Source organism: Paenibacillus hexagrammi, from assembly GCF_021513275.1.
In the GTDB taxonomy this organism is placed as follows: Bacteria; Bacillota; Bacilli; order Paenibacillales; family NBRC-103111; genus Paenibacillus_E; species Paenibacillus_E hexagrammi.
This window is the reverse complement of sequence record NZ_CP090978.1, coordinates 5,503,643-5,522,593: the sequence shown is the minus strand read 5'-3', so window position 1 is coordinate 5,522,593 and position 18,951 is coordinate 5,503,643. Positions and strand designations below refer to the sequence as shown.

General features: G+C 49.4%; 23 protein-coding genes and 5 pseudogenes. 16 read left to right on the top strand and 12 right to left on the bottom strand.

The genetic code is table 11. The features are described from left to right. The first annotated feature begins 1 nt into the window (after nt 1). Nucleotides 2–1,075, top strand: coding sequence for a mannonate dehydratase (gene uxuA / locus L0M14_RS25130; protein WP_235119168.1), 1,074 nt, complete (start codon nt 2–4; stop codon nt 1,073–1,075). A gap of 3 nt (nt 1,076–1,078) precedes the next feature. Then, nucleotides 1,079–1,927, top strand: a complete 849-nt coding sequence (locus L0M14_RS25125; RefSeq protein WP_235119167.1) for an SDR family oxidoreductase — start codon at nt 1,079–1,081, stop codon at nt 1,925–1,927. Between the two features lie 296 nt (nt 1,928–2,223). Here L0M14_RS25125 and L0M14_RS25120 read toward each other — a convergent pair whose 3' ends face one another. Both L0M14_RS25120 and L0M14_RS25115 read right to left on the bottom strand, forming a co-directional pair. Next, entirely contained in the window at nt 2,224–2,640 is a 417-nt protein-coding gene (locus L0M14_RS25120) for a DUF4345 domain-containing protein (protein WP_235119166.1), read from the bottom strand. 112 nt (nt 2,641–2,752) lie between these two features. Continuing rightward, a complete protein-coding gene (locus L0M14_RS25115) occupies nt 2,753–3,196 on the bottom strand; it encodes a hypothetical protein (protein ID WP_235119165.1) in 444 nt (147 codons plus the stop codon). 197 nt (nt 3,197–3,393) lie between these two features. On the opposite strand from L0M14_RS25115, the gene acpS reads away from it, so the two are divergent. Continuing rightward, the gene (gene acpS, locus L0M14_RS25110; RefSeq protein ID WP_235119164.1) at nt 3,394–3,786 is read left to right on the top strand and encodes a holo-ACP synthase; all 393 of its coding nucleotides are present in this window, start codon (nt 3,394–3,396) and stop codon (nt 3,784–3,786) included. A 171-nt stretch (nt 3,787–3,957) separates the two neighbouring features. Here the strand turns inward: acpS and L0M14_RS25105 are convergent, their stop codons facing one another. From L0M14_RS25105 to L0M14_RS25095, 3 genes are all read right to left on the bottom strand, one after another. Then, the gene (locus tag L0M14_RS25105) at nt 3,958–4,524 is read right to left on the bottom strand and encodes a stalk domain-containing protein (RefSeq protein WP_235119163.1); all 567 of its coding nucleotides are present in this window, start codon (nt 4,522–4,524) and stop codon (nt 3,958–3,960) included. A gap of 274 nt (nt 4,525–4,798) precedes the next feature. Continuing rightward, nucleotides 4,799–5,227, bottom strand: coding sequence for a c-type cytochrome (locus L0M14_RS25100; protein WP_235119162.1), 429 nt, complete (start codon nt 5,225–5,227; stop codon nt 4,799–4,801). 34 nt (nt 5,228–5,261) lie between these two features. Next, the gene (locus L0M14_RS25095) at nt 5,262–5,627 is read right to left on the bottom strand and encodes a hypothetical protein (RefSeq protein ID WP_235119161.1); all 366 of its coding nucleotides are present in this window, start codon (nt 5,625–5,627) and stop codon (nt 5,262–5,264) included. Nucleotides 5,628–5,954: 327 nt separating this feature from the next. On the opposite strand from L0M14_RS25095, the gene mutY reads away from it, so the two are divergent. Then, nucleotides 5,955–7,058 (top strand): A/G-specific adenine glycosylase, encoded by a 1,104-nt coding sequence (mutY, locus tag L0M14_RS25090; RefSeq protein ID WP_235119160.1) that lies wholly within the window; start codon nt 5,955–5,957, stop codon nt 7,056–7,058. Here the strand turns inward: mutY and L0M14_RS31695 are convergent. From L0M14_RS31695 to L0M14_RS25070, 5 genes and pseudogenes are all read right to left on the bottom strand, one after another. Then, nucleotides 7,039–7,263: a helix-turn-helix domain-containing protein gene (locus tag L0M14_RS31695; RefSeq protein ID WP_311198925.1), complete on the bottom strand. Its 225-nt coding sequence runs from the start codon at nt 7,261–7,263 to the stop codon at nt 7,039–7,041. The two genes, mutY and L0M14_RS31695, sit on opposite strands and share 20 nt — an antisense overlap. 168 nt (nt 7,264–7,431) lie before the next feature. Then, nucleotides 7,432–7,574: pseudogene (locus L0M14_RS25080) on the bottom strand (cyclic nucleotide-binding domain-containing protein); the annotation flags it as partial. Between the two features lie 171 nt (nt 7,575–7,745). Continuing rightward, the gene (locus L0M14_RS25075) at nt 7,746–8,048 is read right to left on the bottom strand and encodes a hypothetical protein (RefSeq protein WP_235119158.1); all 303 of its coding nucleotides are present in this window, start codon (nt 8,046–8,048) and stop codon (nt 7,746–7,748) included. Nucleotides 8,049–8,085: 37 nt separating this feature from the next. Next, nucleotides 8,086–8,163, bottom strand: a pseudogene (locus tag L0M14_RS32080) (hypothetical protein); the annotation flags it as partial. A 4-nt stretch (nt 8,164–8,167) separates the two neighbouring features. Further along, nucleotides 8,168–8,863 carry an HD-GYP domain-containing protein gene (locus tag L0M14_RS25070; RefSeq protein ID WP_235119157.1) on the bottom strand — a complete coding sequence of 232 codons (696 nt, stop codon included), beginning with the start codon at nt 8,861–8,863 and terminating at the stop codon, nt 8,168–8,170. Between the two features lie 229 nt (nt 8,864–9,092). Between L0M14_RS25070 and L0M14_RS25065 the strand changes: the two are divergent. Then, a pseudogene (locus L0M14_RS25065) lies at nt 9,093–9,740 on the top strand (Rpn family recombination-promoting nuclease/putative transposase). Between the two features lie 184 nt (nt 9,741–9,924). Here L0M14_RS25065 and L0M14_RS25060 read toward each other — a convergent pair. Then, nucleotides 9,925–10,536 carry a superoxide dismutase gene (locus L0M14_RS25060; RefSeq protein ID WP_235119156.1) on the bottom strand — a complete coding sequence of 204 codons (612 nt, stop codon included), beginning with the start codon at nt 10,534–10,536 and terminating at the stop codon, nt 9,925–9,927. Nucleotides 10,537–10,618: 82 nt separating this feature from the next. Continuing rightward, nucleotides 10,619–10,819, bottom strand: coding sequence for a hypothetical protein (locus L0M14_RS25055; RefSeq protein WP_235119155.1), 201 nt, complete (start codon nt 10,817–10,819; stop codon nt 10,619–10,621). 322 nt (nt 10,820–11,141) lie between these two features. Between L0M14_RS25055 and L0M14_RS25050 the strand changes: the two are divergent. The 11 genes and pseudogenes from L0M14_RS25050 to L0M14_RS25005 form a co-directional block, all read left to right on the top strand. Then, nucleotides 11,142–11,555 (top strand): annotated as a pseudogene (locus L0M14_RS25050) (GNAT family N-acetyltransferase); the annotation flags it as partial. A gap of 156 nt (nt 11,556–11,711) precedes the next feature. Continuing rightward, nucleotides 11,712–12,265, top strand: a pseudogene (locus L0M14_RS25045) (DUF402 domain-containing protein). Between the two features lies 1 nt (nt 12,266). Next, complete coding sequence (gene lepB / locus L0M14_RS31255; RefSeq protein ID WP_260115395.1) at nt 12,267–12,623, top strand: signal peptidase I; 357 nt, start codon at nt 12,267–12,269, stop codon at nt 12,621–12,623. Further along, entirely contained in the window at nt 12,605–12,868 is a 264-nt protein-coding gene (lepB, locus tag L0M14_RS31250; protein WP_260115394.1) for a signal peptidase I, read from the top strand. Before lepB (L0M14_RS31255) ends, lepB (L0M14_RS31250) begins: the two co-directional genes overlap by 19 nt. Before the next feature lie 30 nt (nt 12,869–12,898). After that, a complete protein-coding gene (gene queG, locus L0M14_RS25035) occupies nt 12,899–14,113 on the top strand; it encodes a tRNA epoxyqueuosine(34) reductase QueG (protein WP_235119154.1) in 1,215 nt (404 codons plus the stop codon). 1 nt (nt 14,114) lies between these two features. Continuing rightward, nucleotides 14,115–14,657, top strand: coding sequence for a methylated-DNA--[protein]-cysteine S-methyltransferase (locus L0M14_RS25030; protein ID WP_235119153.1), 543 nt, complete (start codon nt 14,115–14,117; stop codon nt 14,655–14,657). Between the two features lie 22 nt (nt 14,658–14,679). After that, the gene (locus L0M14_RS25025; protein WP_235119152.1) at nt 14,680–15,714 is read left to right on the top strand and encodes an HD-GYP domain-containing protein; all 1,035 of its coding nucleotides are present in this window, start codon (nt 14,680–14,682) and stop codon (nt 15,712–15,714) included. 103 nt (nt 15,715–15,817) lie between these two features. Beyond that, complete coding sequence (locus tag L0M14_RS25020) at nt 15,818–16,027, top strand: YneF family protein (RefSeq protein WP_235119151.1); 210 nt, start codon at nt 15,818–15,820, stop codon at nt 16,025–16,027. Between the two features lie 120 nt (nt 16,028–16,147). Further along, on the top strand, nt 16,148–16,726 hold the full coding sequence (locus L0M14_RS25015; RefSeq protein ID WP_235119150.1) for a TetR/AcrR family transcriptional regulator: 579 nt from the start codon (nt 16,148–16,150) through the stop codon (nt 16,724–16,726). Between the two features lie 23 nt (nt 16,727–16,749). Next, nucleotides 16,750–17,337: a GTP cyclohydrolase I FolE gene (folE, locus tag L0M14_RS25010; protein WP_235119149.1), complete on the top strand. Its 588-nt coding sequence runs from the start codon at nt 16,750–16,752 to the stop codon at nt 17,335–17,337. A 238-nt stretch (nt 17,338–17,575) separates the two neighbouring features. Continuing rightward, nucleotides 17,576–18,892, top strand: coding sequence for a deoxyguanosinetriphosphate triphosphohydrolase family protein (locus L0M14_RS25005; RefSeq protein WP_405031134.1), 1,317 nt, complete (start codon nt 17,576–17,578; stop codon nt 18,890–18,892). Nucleotides 18,893–18,951 lie beyond the last annotated feature (59 nt).

Genomic DNA, 18,951 nt, shown 5'->3' with positions numbered 1-18,951 from the left:
GATGAAAATGGTGTTCAGATGGTACGGGGAAGGCAACGATACGGTATCGCTGCAGCAGATCAAGCAGATCCCCGGCGTGGAAGGAATTGTATGGGCGCTGCACGATGTGCCTGCGGGTGAAGAATGGCCGATGGACAAAATCATGGCCTACAAGCAGCTTGCCGACCAGTACGGACTGCATCTGGAGGTCGTGGAGAGCGTTAACGTTCATGAGGACATCAAGCTGGGGCTCCCGACACGGGACCTATATATCGAGAATTATAAGAAAACAATCGAGAAGCTAGCGTCCGTAGGGGTTAAGACGATCTGCTATAACTTTATGCCGGTCTTTGACTGGATTCGCACGGACTTGTTTAAAGAGCTGGAAGACGGCTCGACGGCGCTCTTTTATGAGAAAGCGAAAGTCGATCAGATGGACCCCGAGGAGCTGGTTCGCAAAATCGCAGATACGCCCGATTTCACAATGCCGGGTTGGGAGCCGGAGCGTCTAAAGAAGCTGTCTCCGCTGTTTGAGGCATACAAAAATGTGAGCGAGGACGATCTGTGGAACAATCTTCAGTATTTCCTCGAGCGTGTTATTCCGGTAGCGGAGCAGCATGATATTCGAATGGCCATCCATCCGGACGATCCGCCTTGGTCCATCTTTGGGCTGCCGAGGCTCATGACGAGCCAGGACAATTTCCGAAAGCTGCTGAAGCTCGTAGATAGTCCGTCCAACGGGATTACACTGTGCAGCGGTTCCTTGGGAGCGAATCCGAAGAACGATATCCCTTCCATGGTCCGAGAGTTCGCTGACCGTATTCCATTTGCGCATATACGAAACATCCGTGTCTATGACAACGGGGATTTCATCGAAACCTCGCATCGCGCCTGCGACGGAACTGTCGATATTGTTGAGATCGTAAAAGCCTACCACGAGAGCGGCTTCACCGGTTATGCAAGACCGGACCATGGCCGTCATATCTGGAATGAACAATGCAGACCTGGTTATGGTTTGTATGACAGAGCTTTAGGCATTATGTACTTATGGGGCATTTGGGATTCATTAGAACAAGCCAAAAAACGGGGGAATTAAGCGATGATACCAATACATGATAATTTGAAGGGCAAAGTAGCCGTCGTTACGGGCGGAAGCGGGGTACTCTGTGCGGCGATGGCGAAGGAGCTGGGACGTCACGGTGTGAAGGTAGCGATTTTGAACCGGACCGTCGAGAAAGGCGAGCAGGTTGCTGAGGAAATCCGCCAAGCGGGAGGAGAAGCGATTGCGGTTGCTTGCGATGTATTAAGTGCGGATAGCGTAAAGCAGGCTGCGGCTGTGATCACGGAGAAGCTCGGCGAATGTGATATCTTGATCAACGGAGCAGGGGGCAACCACCCGAAGGGCAGCACGACGAACGAGACGTTCAAGCCGGAGGATTTGCTAAATTCCGAAATCACAACGTTCTTTGATTTGAGTGAAGAAGGGTTCGGTTTCGTTTTTAATCTGAACTTCCTGGGGACGTTGATCCCGACACAGGTTTTTGCCAAGCAAATGATCAACAAGCCGGGAGCAGTGGTGATCAACATGTCTTCCATGAGCGCGCCTAGCCCGATGACCAAAGTACCTGCTTACAGCGCAGCAAAAGCGGCCATCAACAACTTCACGCAGTGGATGGCGGTCCATATGGCCGATGTCGGCATTCGTGTGAACGCAATCGCGCCGGGATTTTTCCTTACAGAGCAGAACCGCAAGCTGTTGACGCATGAAGACGGCTCGCTGACGGAGAGATCGCATAAAATCATTACGCACACGCCGATGCGCAGATTCGGCAAACCCGAGGATTTGCTGGGCACACTTTTGTGGCTGGTCGATGACAGCACGGCAGGGTTTGTAACGGGTATTACAGTTCCGGTGGACGGCGGCTTCATGGCCTACGCAGGGGTATAGATTGTTTATTGAAAGTCCCTCATTCCCATTTGGGAAGGGGGATTTATTCGTTAAATTGAGCCAGAAGGGACAGTTAGATCACGTTCGTTGTAATCAGTTCCTAGTAGTTCTTCAATAAATGAAATAATCCATGTAACTTCTACATGAAATTAATGTTTCTCAATGCCAGATCGGAGAACGCCGTAGGTGTCAGCAGAAAATAAAGTTTTAGACTGACCTAAGAGTATGGATCAGCGACAGTTAAGGACGAAAAATAAAGTGCTAGCCTTTCGCTGTTCCATTGAACTCCACTTAGCTTAATGCTCGATTCTGTTCAACTTTCTCATTGCGGCCTGGGCTACTCGTGACTGCCACCAAATGAACAGAGGCGCTCCTATTACTTCTAGAATAGTAAAGCCAATATAGGGAGGGAGCGGCATACCAGCCAGCACCAGTGACAATAGACGCCCAATACCTCCGATGAAAATCATTAGCCATAGGAAGCGAAATAACACTGTCTCGCGTTCGATTCGCGGAAGTAGCCAGAAGGCAGCTGCACCTAGTCCAAGCCAGACCCCGGCGTAGAATCGCAGGTTGCTGTCGAGGGTGGCGTCCCGCGGTAATTGCAGCGCGTGATAAAGCGGATCATCTAGGCCAGTCATGGCCAATAGGCCAGTGACAGTGGGCACGCAAGCCAGGACTGCTGTAGCGATTTGAAGTAGGCGTCTGTTCATTTTTGGTCAACACCTCAAAAGGGATTAATCTTAGTGTGCATATTACATTCATAACAGGCTATATATCGGACCTTGTACCAAATTATAACATACCAATCCAGCGTAATCTGCCCTATGTTTCCTCGTATTCATTTGCTGACCAATCATCAAAGCCAATACCGTCATATAGAGAAATCCTATCTTTCTGGATTGTGCAAATACTGTTCTGATATGTAAGTGATAACCCATCAGTATTATTTCTTAATAAAAGCATAACCGTTGTTCCTCGACTCGGAAAATCATAAGGTACTTCTCCAGGATGAAAATGTACATCTCGCTTTAAAACAATTTCTTTTTGTTCAAGTTGACCTTTTAGCACATCTTCTACTGACAATGTTATTTTCTTGTATATAGCGCGATTTTTAACAACAGAAATTTGCTCCAATACCTTGCCAACAACAATATAATCTGAACAATTTAACATATCTTGCGGTGGGATAATTGACATCTTTGCGCTTACTGTTTGAGTTATTAAAAAAATACATAACAATAAAATCAGTAAAATAGCATTTTTCATATCTACCCTCCGAACAAATTTTTCCTTATAGTTACCAATAACCGATTTTACATACAGAAAAAGGGTCGGTCCCTGACTGCGTGCTATGCTGCCAGTTAGTCTAAGACTTTATTTTCTTTCGATAGCAGGCCTTGACCAACCATCAGGAATCGGGTACATTGAACGCAAAATAACACCAATTCGGCATGGGGGATTTCATGATTATTGGAGTAGGAATGGACCTAGTTGAAATATCCAGACTCAAGCATATACTCGACAGCAGTACGGCGGACCGCTTTTTGCAGAGAATCTTGACACCCGGCGAGCTGGAGCTTGCGCGCCACCGTCAGGGCAGGCTGGCGGAATTCGCGGCAGGGCGATTCGCTGCCAAAGAGGCGATTGTGAAAGCCATCGGCTGCGGCATCGGTAAGCAGGTCGGCTTTCAGGATGTAGAGGTGCTGCCGGATGCGTTGGGCAAGCCGGTTTGCTCCGTTGCGCCCGCTGCGTTGGAGCGGGCCGGCATAAGCGGCAGCCCGCGGATCCATCTCAGCATCACGCATACGGATACGATGGCTGCGGCTTATGCGGTGATTGAGCAGGCGGAACTGTGAAGCAGCTGAGGCCATGAATTGAAATGTAGGGACGAACTGTCTGTCGGTCAGCAACGCTCTTCAAGCTTGATCGTTTATCAGAAAAATCCACGAAATAGTGTGCATTCGTGATCATTGATAACATAATTCAGGTTCACGAATCATGCGTGGTAGAATTCTAGGGCGAAACCTTCAAGGCTTTTTCGGCGAGATTTTCTTATTTTCAACTAAATCACCAATAATGTATGGATCTAGAAAATCAAATGAATCTTCTTCGCCCTTCTGAATAACTCGATTTATTACAAGTCCCATTGAGGTATTAATAGCAACACTTGAATGATTTCGTTTCAAAATAATCGCAGGCAAATAATTGGATATATACCCAAAATCGCTGTTGACCAGTATTCCATCGACGATTACATCATTCGGAAGTTGCACCTCAGTTCCCCTAATACATAGCTTCCTGATGTTATTTATATCCTCAGATCCACAATCTTGATAGATTTTAACCGTTTGCTTAGATGCATCCCAACTAACGGTATATCCTAAATACTCAGCAAGAGAGCGTAGTGGCACATAAGTACTGCCGTTATAGATAAATGCTGGTGTGTCTGAAGGAAGATTTAGATCGTCAGTGTTCACAACTATCCTTTTGATGGATTGGTATACTTCGATAAGAATACTCGAGGAAGCAAATACAGATTGGCTAAATCCCATTATCATAATGCCTATCAATATTCCTGAAACTAATTTTTTCATATGCTGCTTCCTTTCTGGACTAAGAATCGGATTTAGTAGAACTTTATATCACCTAAGACCAATCTAATAGAAAGCTGTGCAGGTGCTTAGGTGAAACGTTCCCTATGTTACAAGTTATACCAATTTATGTATGGGCTATAAATAGGGAATGAGTTGTGAATACTTTGTCGAATAGAAGAGAATCATGATTTCTCTACTGCACCGGCAAGCACCGCCGCCGCACACACAAAAAAACGGGGCCCCGCCAAGCGGGCCCCGCACATCAACCACAGGCTTATTTCTTCGAACTAAGCCAGTCTGTGAGCTGTCCGATTTCATCCTCGGACAGCTTTGTTTTATAGGCGGGCATACCGCCCCCGCCGTTTGCGATCTGAGCCGCGATTTGCTCCTTGCTCATCGCGGCGCCGACCTTCTGCAGGTTGGTCTTCGGACCAACCTTGCCTTCGAGATCAACCCCGTGGCAGCTGATGCACTTGTTCACGGTGAACAGCTCCTGAGCTTTCACGAATGCGGGGTTGCTTTCCGTCTGCGTAGCAGCAGGCGAAGCCGCCGAAGTACCTGCTGTGCCTGCCGCCCCCGGCGAGGCCGCGGCGCCGCCATTCTTGCCTCCACACCCCGTAAGGGCAGCCATCACAGCAGCCGCCAGCAGTGTGCAAGCGAGCAGCCGCCCCGTAGATGTAACATCTCCGATTATTCTCCTCATACGTACGAACACCATCCCTTCGCTATGCGTTAGCTTATTTTGCCCATGAATGCAGCATGTAGCCCGCTGCGAGGAGGCTGAATCCGCCCATTCCTTCGAGGACGATGCCGGAGTAGCCCAGGTACCATATGCCCATGACCGCAGTTAAGGCGAACAGCCAGAAACCAAGGTACAACAAGGACCTCCCCAAGATCAGGCCGAACTGCACGAAGCCTACCGCTAGAAGAAATGACCGCAGTATGGGAGCAAATAACGGATTTACGGCACCAACGGCTTCCAGCAGCGCGATCGCGGCGATCAGCAGCACTCCCGGCAGCAAAAGTAGAGCGGGATGACCCCAGCTCGATCCATCGGAAAGCCTCTCCGAAGAGCTTGTCTCCCCGCGATTTCCTTTCCGCAATCCCCCCTATCTGCACCAAGCTCGCAATGACAGCGGTAATCAATGCTGCTTCCCTCAACCAATCCAGATCCCGCCATATGATGGCAAAGTCTACCACAGCGCTGAATATCCATTCTATGCCCCATATAAAAAGCAGAGGAATCAAAGGCCGGGCCTCTTCAAGCCAATTTTTTCTCCTATTCGCCCAACCGGGCTGCTTCTCGTTCTGCATACATTCACCTCTAGTTTTCTTGCACGCACTTCTCTTATAATGAAGTCAGAAGTCATGTCCATACGTACCATTATAACTTGAACCGCTTCGATAGAGAAGGAGAGCAAGATCAGCCCATGTACAGCGAAGACAAGAAACGGCATTTTTCCGTGAATCTGCTTGAGTGGTACCGCGCTCATAAACGGGATTTGCCTTGGAGAAGAAGCAAAAATCCTTACCATATATGGATTTCCGAAGTGATGCTGCAGCAGACGAGAGTGGAGACGGTTATCCCCTATTTTCACCGGTTTACGGAACAGTTTCCAACGGTAGAGGCACTGGCTAATGCACCTGAAGAGGATGTGCTGAAAGCCTGGGAAGGCCTTGGCTACTACTCGCGTGCGCGTAATCTGCAAAGTGCCGTAAGAGAAGTCCATGAACGCTATGGCGGCATTGTTCCGCAGGAGAAGGAAGAAATTTCTTCACTTAAAGGGGTGGGTCCCTACACGTCCGGTGCGATTCTCAGCATCGCTTATAATAAGCCTGAGCCTGCTGTGGACGGCAATGTCATGCGTGTGCTTTCGCGTTATTTTCTGATTGAAGAAGATATTATGAAGCCTTCGACCCGCGTGAAGATGGAAAAGCTGGCGCGTGAGCTCATTTTGGAGGGGACTGCGAGCGACTTCAATCAAGCCCTTATGGAGCTTGGAGCTATGGTGTGTACACCGCGTTCGCCGCATTGCTTAACCTGCCCGGTTATGGCACAGTGCAGTGCGAGGGAAGAGGGAATGGAAGAATCGCTGCCTATCAAAAAGAAAGCCAAACCGCCTCGCCCTGAGCTGCGAGCCGTAGCTTTCATTGAAGGTACAGGAGAGAATGAAGGAAAGTGGCTAATCCGGCAGCGCCCTCAAGAGGGATTGTTGGCCCGGATGTGGGAGCTGCCTCATATTCAGATGCAATCCGCTGCCTGGGGCTCTGATCAAGAAGTCATGAACGAGCTCAAGGATTCGCTGATGCAGCAGGAGCAAATTGCAGTGAAGCCAGCTTCGTGGTTCCTGGATATTGAACATACGTTTAGCCACATTCAGTGGCAAATGAAGGTGTATCGCTCCCAAATGAACGATGCGGGAGAATGGATTCCATTTCATTATCGGTGGGTAGGTGCGGATGAACTGCAGCAGTATGCATTTCCTAACGTATTCTTGCGGATCATGAAAGCTGTTAGCGGATCTCCCGTCTGACGGCTTCCGCATTTTTCAGTGTGATCTTCTTTTTATCGATTTCAATCGATCCTTCGTCAAGAAGCTCTTGAAGCACCTTGGTGACGGATTCCCTGACGGTTCCGACCATGTTGGCGAGCTGCTGATGCGTAAGCTTCACATCAATAAGCAGACCATCCTTGGTTGGGATGCCGTGCTGCTCGGACAGACGAATAATCGTCTTCATGATGCGGGAACGCACCCCGAGAAACGTGAGATCGTAGATCTGCTCGTTCGCTTTGCGCAGTCTTTCCATGGTAGTTTCCAGGAGCTTTAAGCACAGCTTAGGGCTCTTTTCTATGTATTGCACAAAAACGGAACGCTTCAAAGCATACAAGGTGCAGGGCTCCATAGTCTCAGCGGTAGCAGAACGGGTAGTGCCTTCCTGAACCAAAGCCATTTCGCCAAAAAATCACCTTCCCGGAACAACGCGAGAATAATCTCCTTCGCATCGTCCAAGCGATATATTTTGACAACTCCGCTCTTAATCAAATACATTTCCTCTCCGGTATCGCCTTCCAGAAACAGAATGCCGCCTTTTTTAAACTTTTTTCGGTAAAAGGGAGCGAGCCCAGTAAGCTCTTCTTCTGTTAGTTCCTGGAAAAGGGGGACATTGTGAAGAAGCTGAACAATCGTTTTCAACAGTCTATCAACTCATTTCGGTCATAATCAAACGACCAGCTGTTCTCCGATTTCTTCAATCATAATGTTCAGCGTACGCGATAAATCAACTTCATAGGGCTCCTTCAGCTCTTGTCCGGTTGAGGTTCTAAGCACACGAACGACGGGGCGCTGCATGCTGTGGTTGTTTAAGCGTGATACGATGCCCTTCTCGCCTGTACTTAGTGAAACGCTCAGGCCTAAGGGGTAGATCGCGACGTTGTTGCGGAACAGCTTGACCATATCTATATCGTACAGCTTTCCGGCGTTGGCGTAAAGCATTTCGAGGGCTTGATGAGGGCGCAATTGCATTGCGGTAGCTTCTTGCGTGAATCATAGCATCATAAGAATCCAGCATGCCGACCCAGCGGGCATAAGGATGAATTTGATCGCCCTTGAGATTGTACGGATAGCCGCTTCCGTCCATCCGCTCATGATGCTGGAGAGCACATTGTGCTGCAAGCAAAGGGAATTCCTGCTTCATCCTTCAGCATTTGAAAGCCATAGGTAACATGCTTTTGGATTTCCAAATATTCGTTGGGGGTGAGACGAGCGTTCTTTTGCAGCAGCTGGACCGGAATATGGATGCTTCCTACATCGTGCAGAAGCGCACCGAGTCCAATCGCCATCAGACCGTCGCGTTCATAGATACCCTGGGCCATAGCCAGCTTGGTAGCATAGATACATACATTAATGGCATTCTGGCAAAAGTGCTGCTCCATATTAGTAGGTGGAACCATGTTCAGCGTGGTTAGCATGACGGGGTCGTGCTTGCGGTACTGAAGCTCATCAATGACCTTCGACATGCCATTGAGGAACAGCTTGCTCATCGGGGTCGTGCTTCGAATAGAGGAGAATCCAGACGTGGGGCTAAACTTTTTAAAAATTTTGCCCAGAGAATTCCGGAGGTTGGCCCTAGTCTCTTCATGAATCGGATCCTCGATGACAATATCGTCCGTTCGCGAATCCTCTATATATAAGTAATCTATGCCGATCTGGCTCAATTTCCTGAGCATCGAGCTGGTCAATTCCACACGGTAGCCGACGAGGACTTGTCCTTCTTCAGTAAAAATCGCTTTGCCGAGTCTCATTCCAGGCTGACACATAATGGTCGGAATAATTCTCACTGCTGCATCCCTTCTTTCTCTTACTTGGAAAATGGTTCTATGGTCTTAAGAAATCCATTCAATGGACTCATTTATTTTGAGAGGCGATGATTATTATTTCATAGATGGAAACATTTTTCTGTGAGAAAGGTAACAAAACATTTGGGATTTTTTGAAAGCCCCACGAGATGAGGGGGGAAAGGAATGAGTCGTTGCAGGGATGATGATTATGATAGAATAGAAGCAGTCCATTCTAGATATCCATGCGAAGACAGCGGACGGCAAGCTGGTCAATATCGAGATTCAGCTGTGTAACCGTTACGATATGGAGAAGCGAACGCTCTACTATTGGAGTAAAATGTTTGCTGTGCAGTTGACGGAAGGTAAGCCGTACAAAGACTTACGCAAAACAATAGCGATCAACATCGTAAACTTTGCATATGTAGATAATGAGAGATTTCATAACGTGTTTCACATGCGAGAAGATCAAACTGGAGTCATGCTAACGGATTTAATCGAGATTCATTTCCTGGAACTGCCTAAGCTGGAGCAACAACGGGCGATATTAAACAACAAACTAGTCAAATGGCTGCTTTTCCTAAAAGGTGTGTAAAAAGATCGTTGGGAGGAATTAGCGATGAATGAACCTACATTGCGTAAAGCGATGGATACGTTGGAATTCCTGAGTCAGGACAGAGAGGCACGTCAGCTGTATGAAATGCGGCAGAAGGCGATTCATGATGAAGTGTCGATGATCGCTGGAGCGAAAGAGGAAGGAAAGGCTGAAGTAGCGATAAATATGCTTGATGAGGGTCTAGGAGAAGGACTCATTATGAAAGTAACAGGGCTATCGGCAATGGATATTGAGAAGCTGCGACAGAAGCATAAGCCGAATTAACCTGCAATGGTGTGCTTGCGATGAAACTCGCAGGCATGTATAAAATCGAAAAAGGCCACTCGCAAGAACTTTTTGCGAATGGCTTTTTTTCGCCTTGGCATCGCAAGGGTTCCCTACACGCTTAAATTAAAAAACCGCCGAGTTACCTCGACGGCCTTCAAGCCCTCGCGGGCCGCTTCTTCTATTACTTCGCTGCTTCGTAACGCTTGCCGACTTCTTCCCAGTTCACAACGTTCCAGAACGCTGCGATGTAGTCAGGGCGTTTGTTTTGGTATTTCAGGTAGTAAGCGTGCTCCCATACGTCCAGACCTAGGATTGGCGTTTCGCCTTCCATGATCGGGCTGTCTTGGTTAGGCAAGCTGTACACTTTCAATTTGCCGTCTTTGGTAACTGCCAGGAACGCCCAGCCGGAACCGAAACGAGTTGCGCCAGCTGCTGCGAAAGCTTCTTTGAACTTGTCAAAGCCGCCAAGCTCGCTGTCGATCGCTGCTGCAAGAGCGCCAGTAGGAGCGCCGCCGCCGTTAGGACCGATAGTTTCCCAGAACAGGGAGTGGTTTGCGTGTCCGCCGCCGTTGTTGCGAACTGCTGTGCGGATATCTTCAGGAACGCTGTTCAGGTCAGCGATCAGGTCGTTTAAGGATTTCTCGTGCAGTTCAGAATGTTTGTCCAAAGCTGCATTCAAGTTGGTTACATATGCATTATGGTGACGATCGTGGTGGATCTCCATAGTCAGCGCGTCGATGTGAGGCTCCAGCGCGTTGTTCGCGTACGGTAGTGCTGGTAATTGATGTGCCATGCTTAAAATACCTCCTAATAATATGTAATTTCAACACTTTCATTATGACCCATATTCTATAATAAATCAACATGTATGTTTACTAAGTCAGCCCGCCTCGGCGCTCGATTTCCTGTATGATTTGGCTGTGAATGTGTGCGCCTTGAGCGTTCAGCCAGGGAGACAGCTCACTCATCGTGCCGTGATGGTACGCAAGTTCTTCCTGGGTCCATTCTCCAGTAGAGAGGGAGCTGAGCTCATGGAGGTCTCTGGCGTTCCCGTTCGTGGTAACAGATGGTCGCATCCGTCTATGTTCACCTCCTTTGTAGGTCTATGCTTGCCTTCAAATCCCTTCCATTAAACTCCGAAAGAACCGGACTTTTTATGCATCGTCTCCGAACCGATTTATGCAGCTGCTGCTTGTTATGGAAGAAAACAGTGGAATTGTGCTAAAAAACAAATGAAAGCGCTTAAAATAAAGCGTTTTCAAGAGAAAACCTTGAATAATCTAAAGATTTTGTGAGTTTTTTCGCATTTTCAGCAGGATTTCGCATTTTTTTGTCGTATTATTTATTAACCAGTAAATGTTTCCTAAACAAATTCATCTGAAATTAGGAGAGAAACGTATGCACGTTCGTTCATTTCAGCTTGCAGATTCATCTTACGTTACAGCACTTCTTGAAGACGTATTATCAGAATTGTGTTACGAGGAAACGATGGAGGCCTTTGCCCGTCAGTTGTCCTGGGACACCGAGCTTGTCTTGATTGCCGAAGAGGAAAATGAGATCGTAGGCGTCATCATCGGCACGATCGACAACAACAACGGCTACTATTATCGCATCGCGGTTGCTAGTGAATACCAGCGCAAAGGTATCGGCAAGGCTTTGATCGAAGCGATGAAGCAGCGGTTCCTCCAGAGGAAAGTGAACAAAATCATGGTTACTGTTGATGTTCACAACGAAATGGTGCTGCCTGTCTACGAATCAGCGGGCTACAGCACATCGGATTTCTCCCACACACCTCACCGACTGAGCATTGTAAAAAAGTTAGCTGCTAATCACAAGTCGGCGATTATACAGATAAATATGTTCGGACCTTATAGCATATCTTTTCCGCCGTTGCAATTGGGGAGGAGATATGCTTTTCTATATATAATAGAAAGCTTTCGGAAGGAAAAGCAGAAGGGGCTTTGTGACATGGATGTGTTTACGCCGTATGTAATAAAAAGCTTCAAACACGATGGGCACCTTCATCGAAAGTGGCTCACGAATTGGCTTGTTCCACCGGAGCTGCTGGATGCCGCGCATCAGCAGGAAGACATGATGGTGTTCATTAACTGCCAGACCAAGATCCAGGAAGCGGACGGTAAAGAATGGGTAAGCAAAATACCGGGGGTCTCTTTTTTATCCCCAAAAAGTGGTATAACGTGGTCGCTCTCATCGAGGAGAGCGGGATTCGCTATTACTGTAACGTTGCTTCTCCCCCTTATGTGTCGGGAAATGTGCTCACTTATATCGATTATGATTTGGATGTCATTCGCATGCCTGACGGTAATGTTCATGTGGTAGATCAGGAAGAGTACGAGCAGCATAAGGTCAACTATCATTACTCCGAACTGGTGGAGTCCAAGGTTCAGGAAGGCTTGGCATGCGTGCTGCAAATGGCGCGCGGGGGACAAGCTCCTTTTCAAGATCAGCAGGTGCTGGACTATTATGAAGCATGGATGAAGGCGAAGAACGGAGGAGCTTGAGTTGAGTTTCTTCTTACAAAGAAATGATCGGCACGCAGCCGCGCCGCGCCAAGCTCAGGGAAGCTCGGAAGAGAAAAGCTTGAGCCATGAACTGTGGGATTGGACCAAATCGATCCTTGTGGCTCTTTTTGTCGTCATGCTGCTGCACAAGTTTGGCTTCAACCTCTCGATGGTACAGGGCAGCTCGATGCAGCCCACCCTTGCCGAGGGGGAGTGGCTTTTTGTCAACAAGGCGATCACATACTTGAGGGCACCCAGCCGTGGAGAAGTTGTTATCCTAAGAGAGCCGATGCCCGAGCATGCGGAAGAGCATCCTTTTCTTGGAAAAGGGTCGTCGCCGTGGCCGGGGATGAAGTGAAAGGGGAAAACGGCTTCCTCTATGTGAATGGGTCTCTCATGAAGGAGTCCTATACCGATACGAGAATCGGAGACGGTGATTTTGGACCGATCCGCATAGAGCAAGATATGGTATTCGTCATGGGAGACAATCGACATGCAAGATCGAGCTCGGACAGCCGAGTCTTTGGCGCCGTGGCGGTAAGCATGATTGAGGGACGAGCGGAGTGGATCTTATGGCCCTACGCGAGCTTAGCGAGATTGTAAGGCGACACGTGCGAACGAGAGGTGAACAGGATGAGTGTTTCCATACAGCAGGGTACCCGCGAAGATTGGCAGAGGCTGAAGCAAGAGATTATAGAGGCAGCTTCCAGTCTCGGCATCGACAAAGTGGGCTTCACGACGGCGCAACCGTTCACGGAACTGAAGGACATCTTACTGCAGCACAGGGACAAAGGCTATGAATCCGGCTTTGAGGAACCGGACATTGAGAAGCGGGTACGGCCGGAGCTCAGTCTAGAGGAACCTCAGTCCATCCTTGCAATCGCGATCGCCTATCCGTCGAAGCTGCCTAGCCCTCCGCGCTCGGAGCCTGGGGCTTACCGAGGGATGATTTCCCGAACTTCCTGGGGCATGGACTACCATCATGTGCTCAGAGACAGGCTGGCCAAGCTGGAAGCTTTCATTATGGAGCGGGTGGACGGAGCTAGAATGCAAAGCATGGTCGATACGGGGGCCCTGGTGGACCGGGCTGTCGCCGAGCGGGCGGGCATAGGCTGGTCCGGTAAAAACTGTGCTGTCATTACACCGGAGTGGGGATCCTGGGTGTATTTGGGGGAAATCATTACAAATATTCCGTTCCCGTCCGATACATCTATTATGGATGAATGCGGGGACTGTACGATCTGCATAGACGCCTGTCCGACAGGCGCGCTGGTAGGTCCCGGCCAGCTGAATTCCAGCCGCTGCATCTCGTTCATCACACAGACCAAAGGGTATGTGGAGGATGAGTTTAAGCTAAAGATCGGCAACCGTCTGTACGGGTGCGACACGTGTCAAGTTGTCTGCCCCAAGAACAAAGGCAAGAACTGGACGCATCAGCCGGAGCTGCAGCCGAATCCCGAGAAGGTGAAGCCGCTGCTCATTCCGCTGCTGACCATGGGAAATAAAGAATTTAAAGAAACTTACGGACAGAGCGCTTCCTCCTGGAGAGGGAAGAAGCCCATTCAACGTAACGCGATTATTGCGCTCGGTAACTTCAAGGACAAGACGGCGGTTCCGGTACTTGCAGAGCTGCTTCGCACGGATCCGCGTCCTGAAATCCGCGCGACAGCGGCATGGGCGCTGGGGCGAATTGGCGGCGATGAGGCTGACCAAGCCGTGCGTTCCGTGCTGGATGCGGGCCGGGAGCAAGAACCTGCGGTCATTGAAGAGCTTGAGAAAGCAAGGGCTGCGCTGCACCTGATGGAGCAAGCAGCCTCTACAACATACATCAAAGAGAAGGATGTTTGAGATGAGTAACTCCACAACTGTGCTGCATGTTCATGAAATGGCTTCGCCTATTGGCCCGCTAGTGCTTGTAGCCAGTTCCGAGGGGCTGTGCTCGATTGAGTTTGGTACGATGGAATCGAATCGCGGCAGGCTGGTTGCTTGGGCGAATCGCTGGTTCGGCGCTCATGAGCTTGTACCAAGCCCTGAAGCGCTGCGGCCTGTGCATGAGCAGCTGGAGCAATATTTTCGCAAGGAACGCAAGAATTTCGATTACAAGCTGGATCTGCACGGTACCGAGTTTCAGAAACGGGTATGGACCGGTCTCTGCTCAGTCGCCTATGGAGAAACGGCATCCTATAAACAGATCGCGGAGTCCATTGGTTCACCCAAAGCGGTCAGAGCTGTAGGCGGCGCCAACAACCGCAATCCGATCCCGATTATCATCCCGTGCCACCGGATTATTGGTGCGGGAGGAGCGCTGGTCGGGTACGGCGGAGGTCTGGACATCAAAATTCATTTGCTGCGTTTGGAAGGCTCTGCAGCAGGAAACGAACGAACAATCTGACCGTGATGGAGTGTGCGAGACCATGAAGTATGTGCCGCTGGAATCGGTAGAGGCTGGACAATATTTGGGCCGGACGATCTTTTCAAGCAATGGGGCCGTTCTGCTCTCCGAAGGAGTTCAGCTGACGGTATATATGATTAATACACTGAACCGAATTGGGGTATCCATGGTTTACATCAAAGATCCTTTGATGGAGGACGTGGAAATTCCGGAAGTGATCTCCGATGAAACGAAGCGGGCTGTCATGAAACAAATGGGAGATACGTTCAATTTCATTCGATCCGGCAAGGAGTTTAACTCTCGTGCGATGAGTGTCACCATCGATTCGTTATTGGAAGAAATCATGAAGAATAAGGATGTACTCGTACAGCTTTCGGATATCCGAACCGAAGATAATGAAATGTATGTACACGCAACAAACGTGTGTATGATGTCTGTGCTAGTCGGCATGAATATGGGGCTGAACGCCCTGCAGCTCAAAGAGCTCGCGATTGGCGCGCTGCTGCACGATGTCGGCAAGATCGAGCTGATCTGTGACGATGAGTCCGAGGATATCAGAAGACATCACACGTGGCGGGGATTTGAGCTGTTAAAGAATAAGCGTGAATTCAGCTTGCTTATCGCGCACGTGGCGTTTCAGCATCATGAAGCTGTGAATGGAGAAGGCATCCCAAGAGGGCTGGCCTCCGATCAAATTCATATCTATGCCAAAATTACAGCTGTCGCCAATATGTACGACAACCTGCTCTATGATCGTGTGAAGGGCCGCGGTATGCAGCCTCATGAGGCATGCGAGCATATGATGGCGCTGGCGGAAACAAAGCTGGACCGCGACGTGCTGATTGAATTTTTGAAAATCGTCTCGATTTATCCGACCGGCTCCTCCGTCCGACTATCCACGAGAGAAACCGGCGTTGTCGTCGGACAGCATCGCGGTCTGCCGAGCAGGCCGATCATTCGAGTGGTCAAGCAGGGGACGGATGAGAGGGAGCTTGAGATTAAAGAGATTGATTTGGCCAAGCATACAACCGTATTCATCGATCAAGTGCTTATGTAATGTTACCCAAGCGGCAGAAGTGATTTGTAAACGGTTCGGCAGAAGTGCTATGATGAGACCATCAGAAACTCTCTATTTTTATACTAGCAGGGGGCAAAGTAACATGTGGAATATTATTATCCCTATCGTAACCTTGATTGCGGGACTGGCTGGCGGCTTTTTTATTGGGGTCTTCTACTTGAAGAGGCAGCTGGAATCGATGCAGAGCAATCCTGAAATGCTGCAGAAAATGGCCAAGCAGATGGGTTATAACATGAACAAGCAGCAAATGGCGAAGGTTCAGCAAATGATGAAGAACCAGAAGTTTAAGTAAGAGGTAAGCGCTACTGGAACTGGCGAAAAACGGGCACGGCCATCAAGGAGCTGGCCCTTTTTCCTTGTTTCGTTCGATATGAGTAGGACGTACCAGTACTATCAAGAGGTGGGCGCATTCATGGCGAACAATAAGGACAGAATTGTAGAAGCTGCTATGGATTTGTTTCACGATAACGGTTTTCAGGCTACAGGTCTAGAAGAGATTTTGTCCAGCAGCGGTGTGTGCAAGAGCAATTTTTATTATCATTTTAAAAGCAAGGAAGAACTGGGCATCAAGGTCATTGAACGCAAGGTAAGACAGATGCGGGAAGCTGTCATGGACCCGAGTTTGGGCAATAAGCAGCTCTCGCCTAAGCAGCGGGTTGTAGAACTGTTCAACTGTATGCTCGCGTTCTGCGAGGCACACGAGTGCCGCAGAGGCTGCTTCTTTGGGAACCTGTCCCTAGAGCTTAGCGATCGCTCTGAAGAGCTACGAAGGCCCCTGAGCCTTTTCTTCAGCGAACTGGAGGCTATGGTGGAGACATGCCTGCAGGAAGGACACAGTCAAGGTGAGCTTACGCTTAGGGGACTGCAGCCTGCTGAGTTGGCACTGCCGATCGTCTCGCTGCTGCAGGGAGGGCTGCTGCTGACCAAGACGCATAAAGATAGCGCGGCGCTGAGAGACAGCATCAAGTTTCTCCGAACGTGCATCGGGTAACATAGGAAGGGGAGAGGATATAAATGGCATCCATTGAATATAAAAACACGCTCGTCGCGGAGAACCGCGAACAGATCGAGCATCATGTCAAAGAGATTTTGCGCCTAATTGGTGAGGACGTAGATCGTGAAGGGCTTCTGGATACACCGGCTCGGGTGACCCGGATGTACGAGGAGATTTTCTCCGGCTATGCGGCTAATCCGCGCGACGTGTTGGGCGTTACGTTTGACGAGCAGCATGAAGAACTGGTCATTATCAAAGATATCGTATACTACAGTCAGTGCGAGCATCATATGGCGCCTTTTTTCGGGAAAGTGCATGTCGGATACCTGCCTAGCGGCAAAGTCGCGGGACTTAGCAAGTTCGCCCGTCTGGTTGATGTGGTTACCCGCAAGCTTCAGGTGCAGGAGCGCATCACATCCGAACTAGCCGACATCCTCGACGAGGTGTTGAAGCCGCACGGTGTGATGGTCGTCGTAGAGGGAGAGCATATGTGCATGTGCTCCCGCGGTGTGAAGAAATACGGCAGCCAGACGGTAACTTCTGCTGTTCGCGGATCTTTCCGTAAAGATTCGACCCTGCGGGCAGAATTTCTTTCATTGTTAAAATAAGTGGTCATCCATAAGGGAATGTGTGCGCAAGTCACAAACGACTTGTGCGGCATTCCCTTTTTTGCGTCTCTATGGGGGAAATGACTTGTTGTGCCGCGAGCAGATATAGTATTCTGAATAACAATACAAAATTCAAAACGGTGGAAAAGCCTTGTGATGGACATACCAGGAGAAGCATAAACTGATGGTAAGAAAAGCCGAATGAGGAGACCGCATCTAAGATGGAGGGACGCATATGATTGATCTTAGAAAATTCAGGCCTGGGGAGGCGGCTTCCTCTAAAATAAGCGAAGAACGGGATGAGTTCGAGAGAGACTACGCCAGACTCATTCAATCTCCGGCATTTCGCAGGCTGCAGGGGAAATCTCAAGTGTTTGGTGCGGGGTCAGGAGATTATTATCGAACGCGATTAACGCACTCCTTAGAGGTGGCTCAGATTGCCAGGGAAGTGGCGAAGCGGCTGAACCGGACGAACCCTTTTCTGCAAAAGCGGGAGCATCCGGGTCTGGTCATGGACCCTACGGTTGTTGAGTGTGCTTCACTGGCGCACGACTTCGGTCATCCTCCTTTCGGACATAAAGGGGAGGAAGTGCTCAATCATATTCTGATGAATGAGCATGGGCTCAAGTACGAGGGCAACGCGCAAAATTTCCGTATTCTTATGTTCCTGGAAAAAAGAGCGGGCAGTGAGAGCGGACTCGATTTGACCGCTGCCGTGCTTCTTGGCATTAATAAATATCCGTATCTCCTGGAGGAGGAAGACCGCATCAAAGGTGTATACGCTACGGAATGGGCGGGCATTCATGAACTTAGAGCGCTCTGGGGGATGCCGGCTGGCTGCTCCACGCTGGAGGCTCAGTTGATGGACTTGTGCGACGATATCGCCTACTCCACGCATGATATTGAGGATGGGATTCGGGCGGGTAAAATTCAGATGAACGCCACCTTTTTCGAAGATCAACGGCTGATTCGGCATGTCGTGATGGAGATCGTCAGCGACCCGAACAGTACAAGGTTTGGCTGGGAAGAGGTCGATATCGAGCAAATGGTGCGCAGAGTGCTCTCCTGCTACTTGGAGCAGTGGCAGCAAATCTTCATCGAGTGCAACCGCGAGGAGTCTAGAACGCGCAGAGAGATGAAGGCCAGGTGGGTGAGCAGTTTTGCTAATCGCCTAGACATTATCGACGACCCGGATAAGGGCTGGAAGAAAGTCGCGATGGTCAAGGACGGAGCCGAGGACAGAGACTTGCTGCGGACCATGGAAATTTTGAAGAAGCTGGCTTGGGTGACGCTAATCAAGGACTTCCGTGTGCAACGCCTGCAAAAGCGCAGCGAGATTATTGTGGAGAGCCTCTGGAACAGCTTTAAAGACCCGGAGAAGGGTCAATGGATCATTCCGCCGGACTGGATGGACAGCTACGAGCGCCATAAGGACAAATGGGCCTGGCCGCGCTTTGTGGCCGATTATATGTCAGGCATGACCGATGCCTATGCGGAGAAAGTATACGCCGAGCTGTTTGCGAGCAAATCGGGCTCGATTTATGAGATGGATTAATAGGCACGGCCAATCTTTTTTGAAAGACCTTGTTCAAGAAATTATCTCAACAGTGTTTC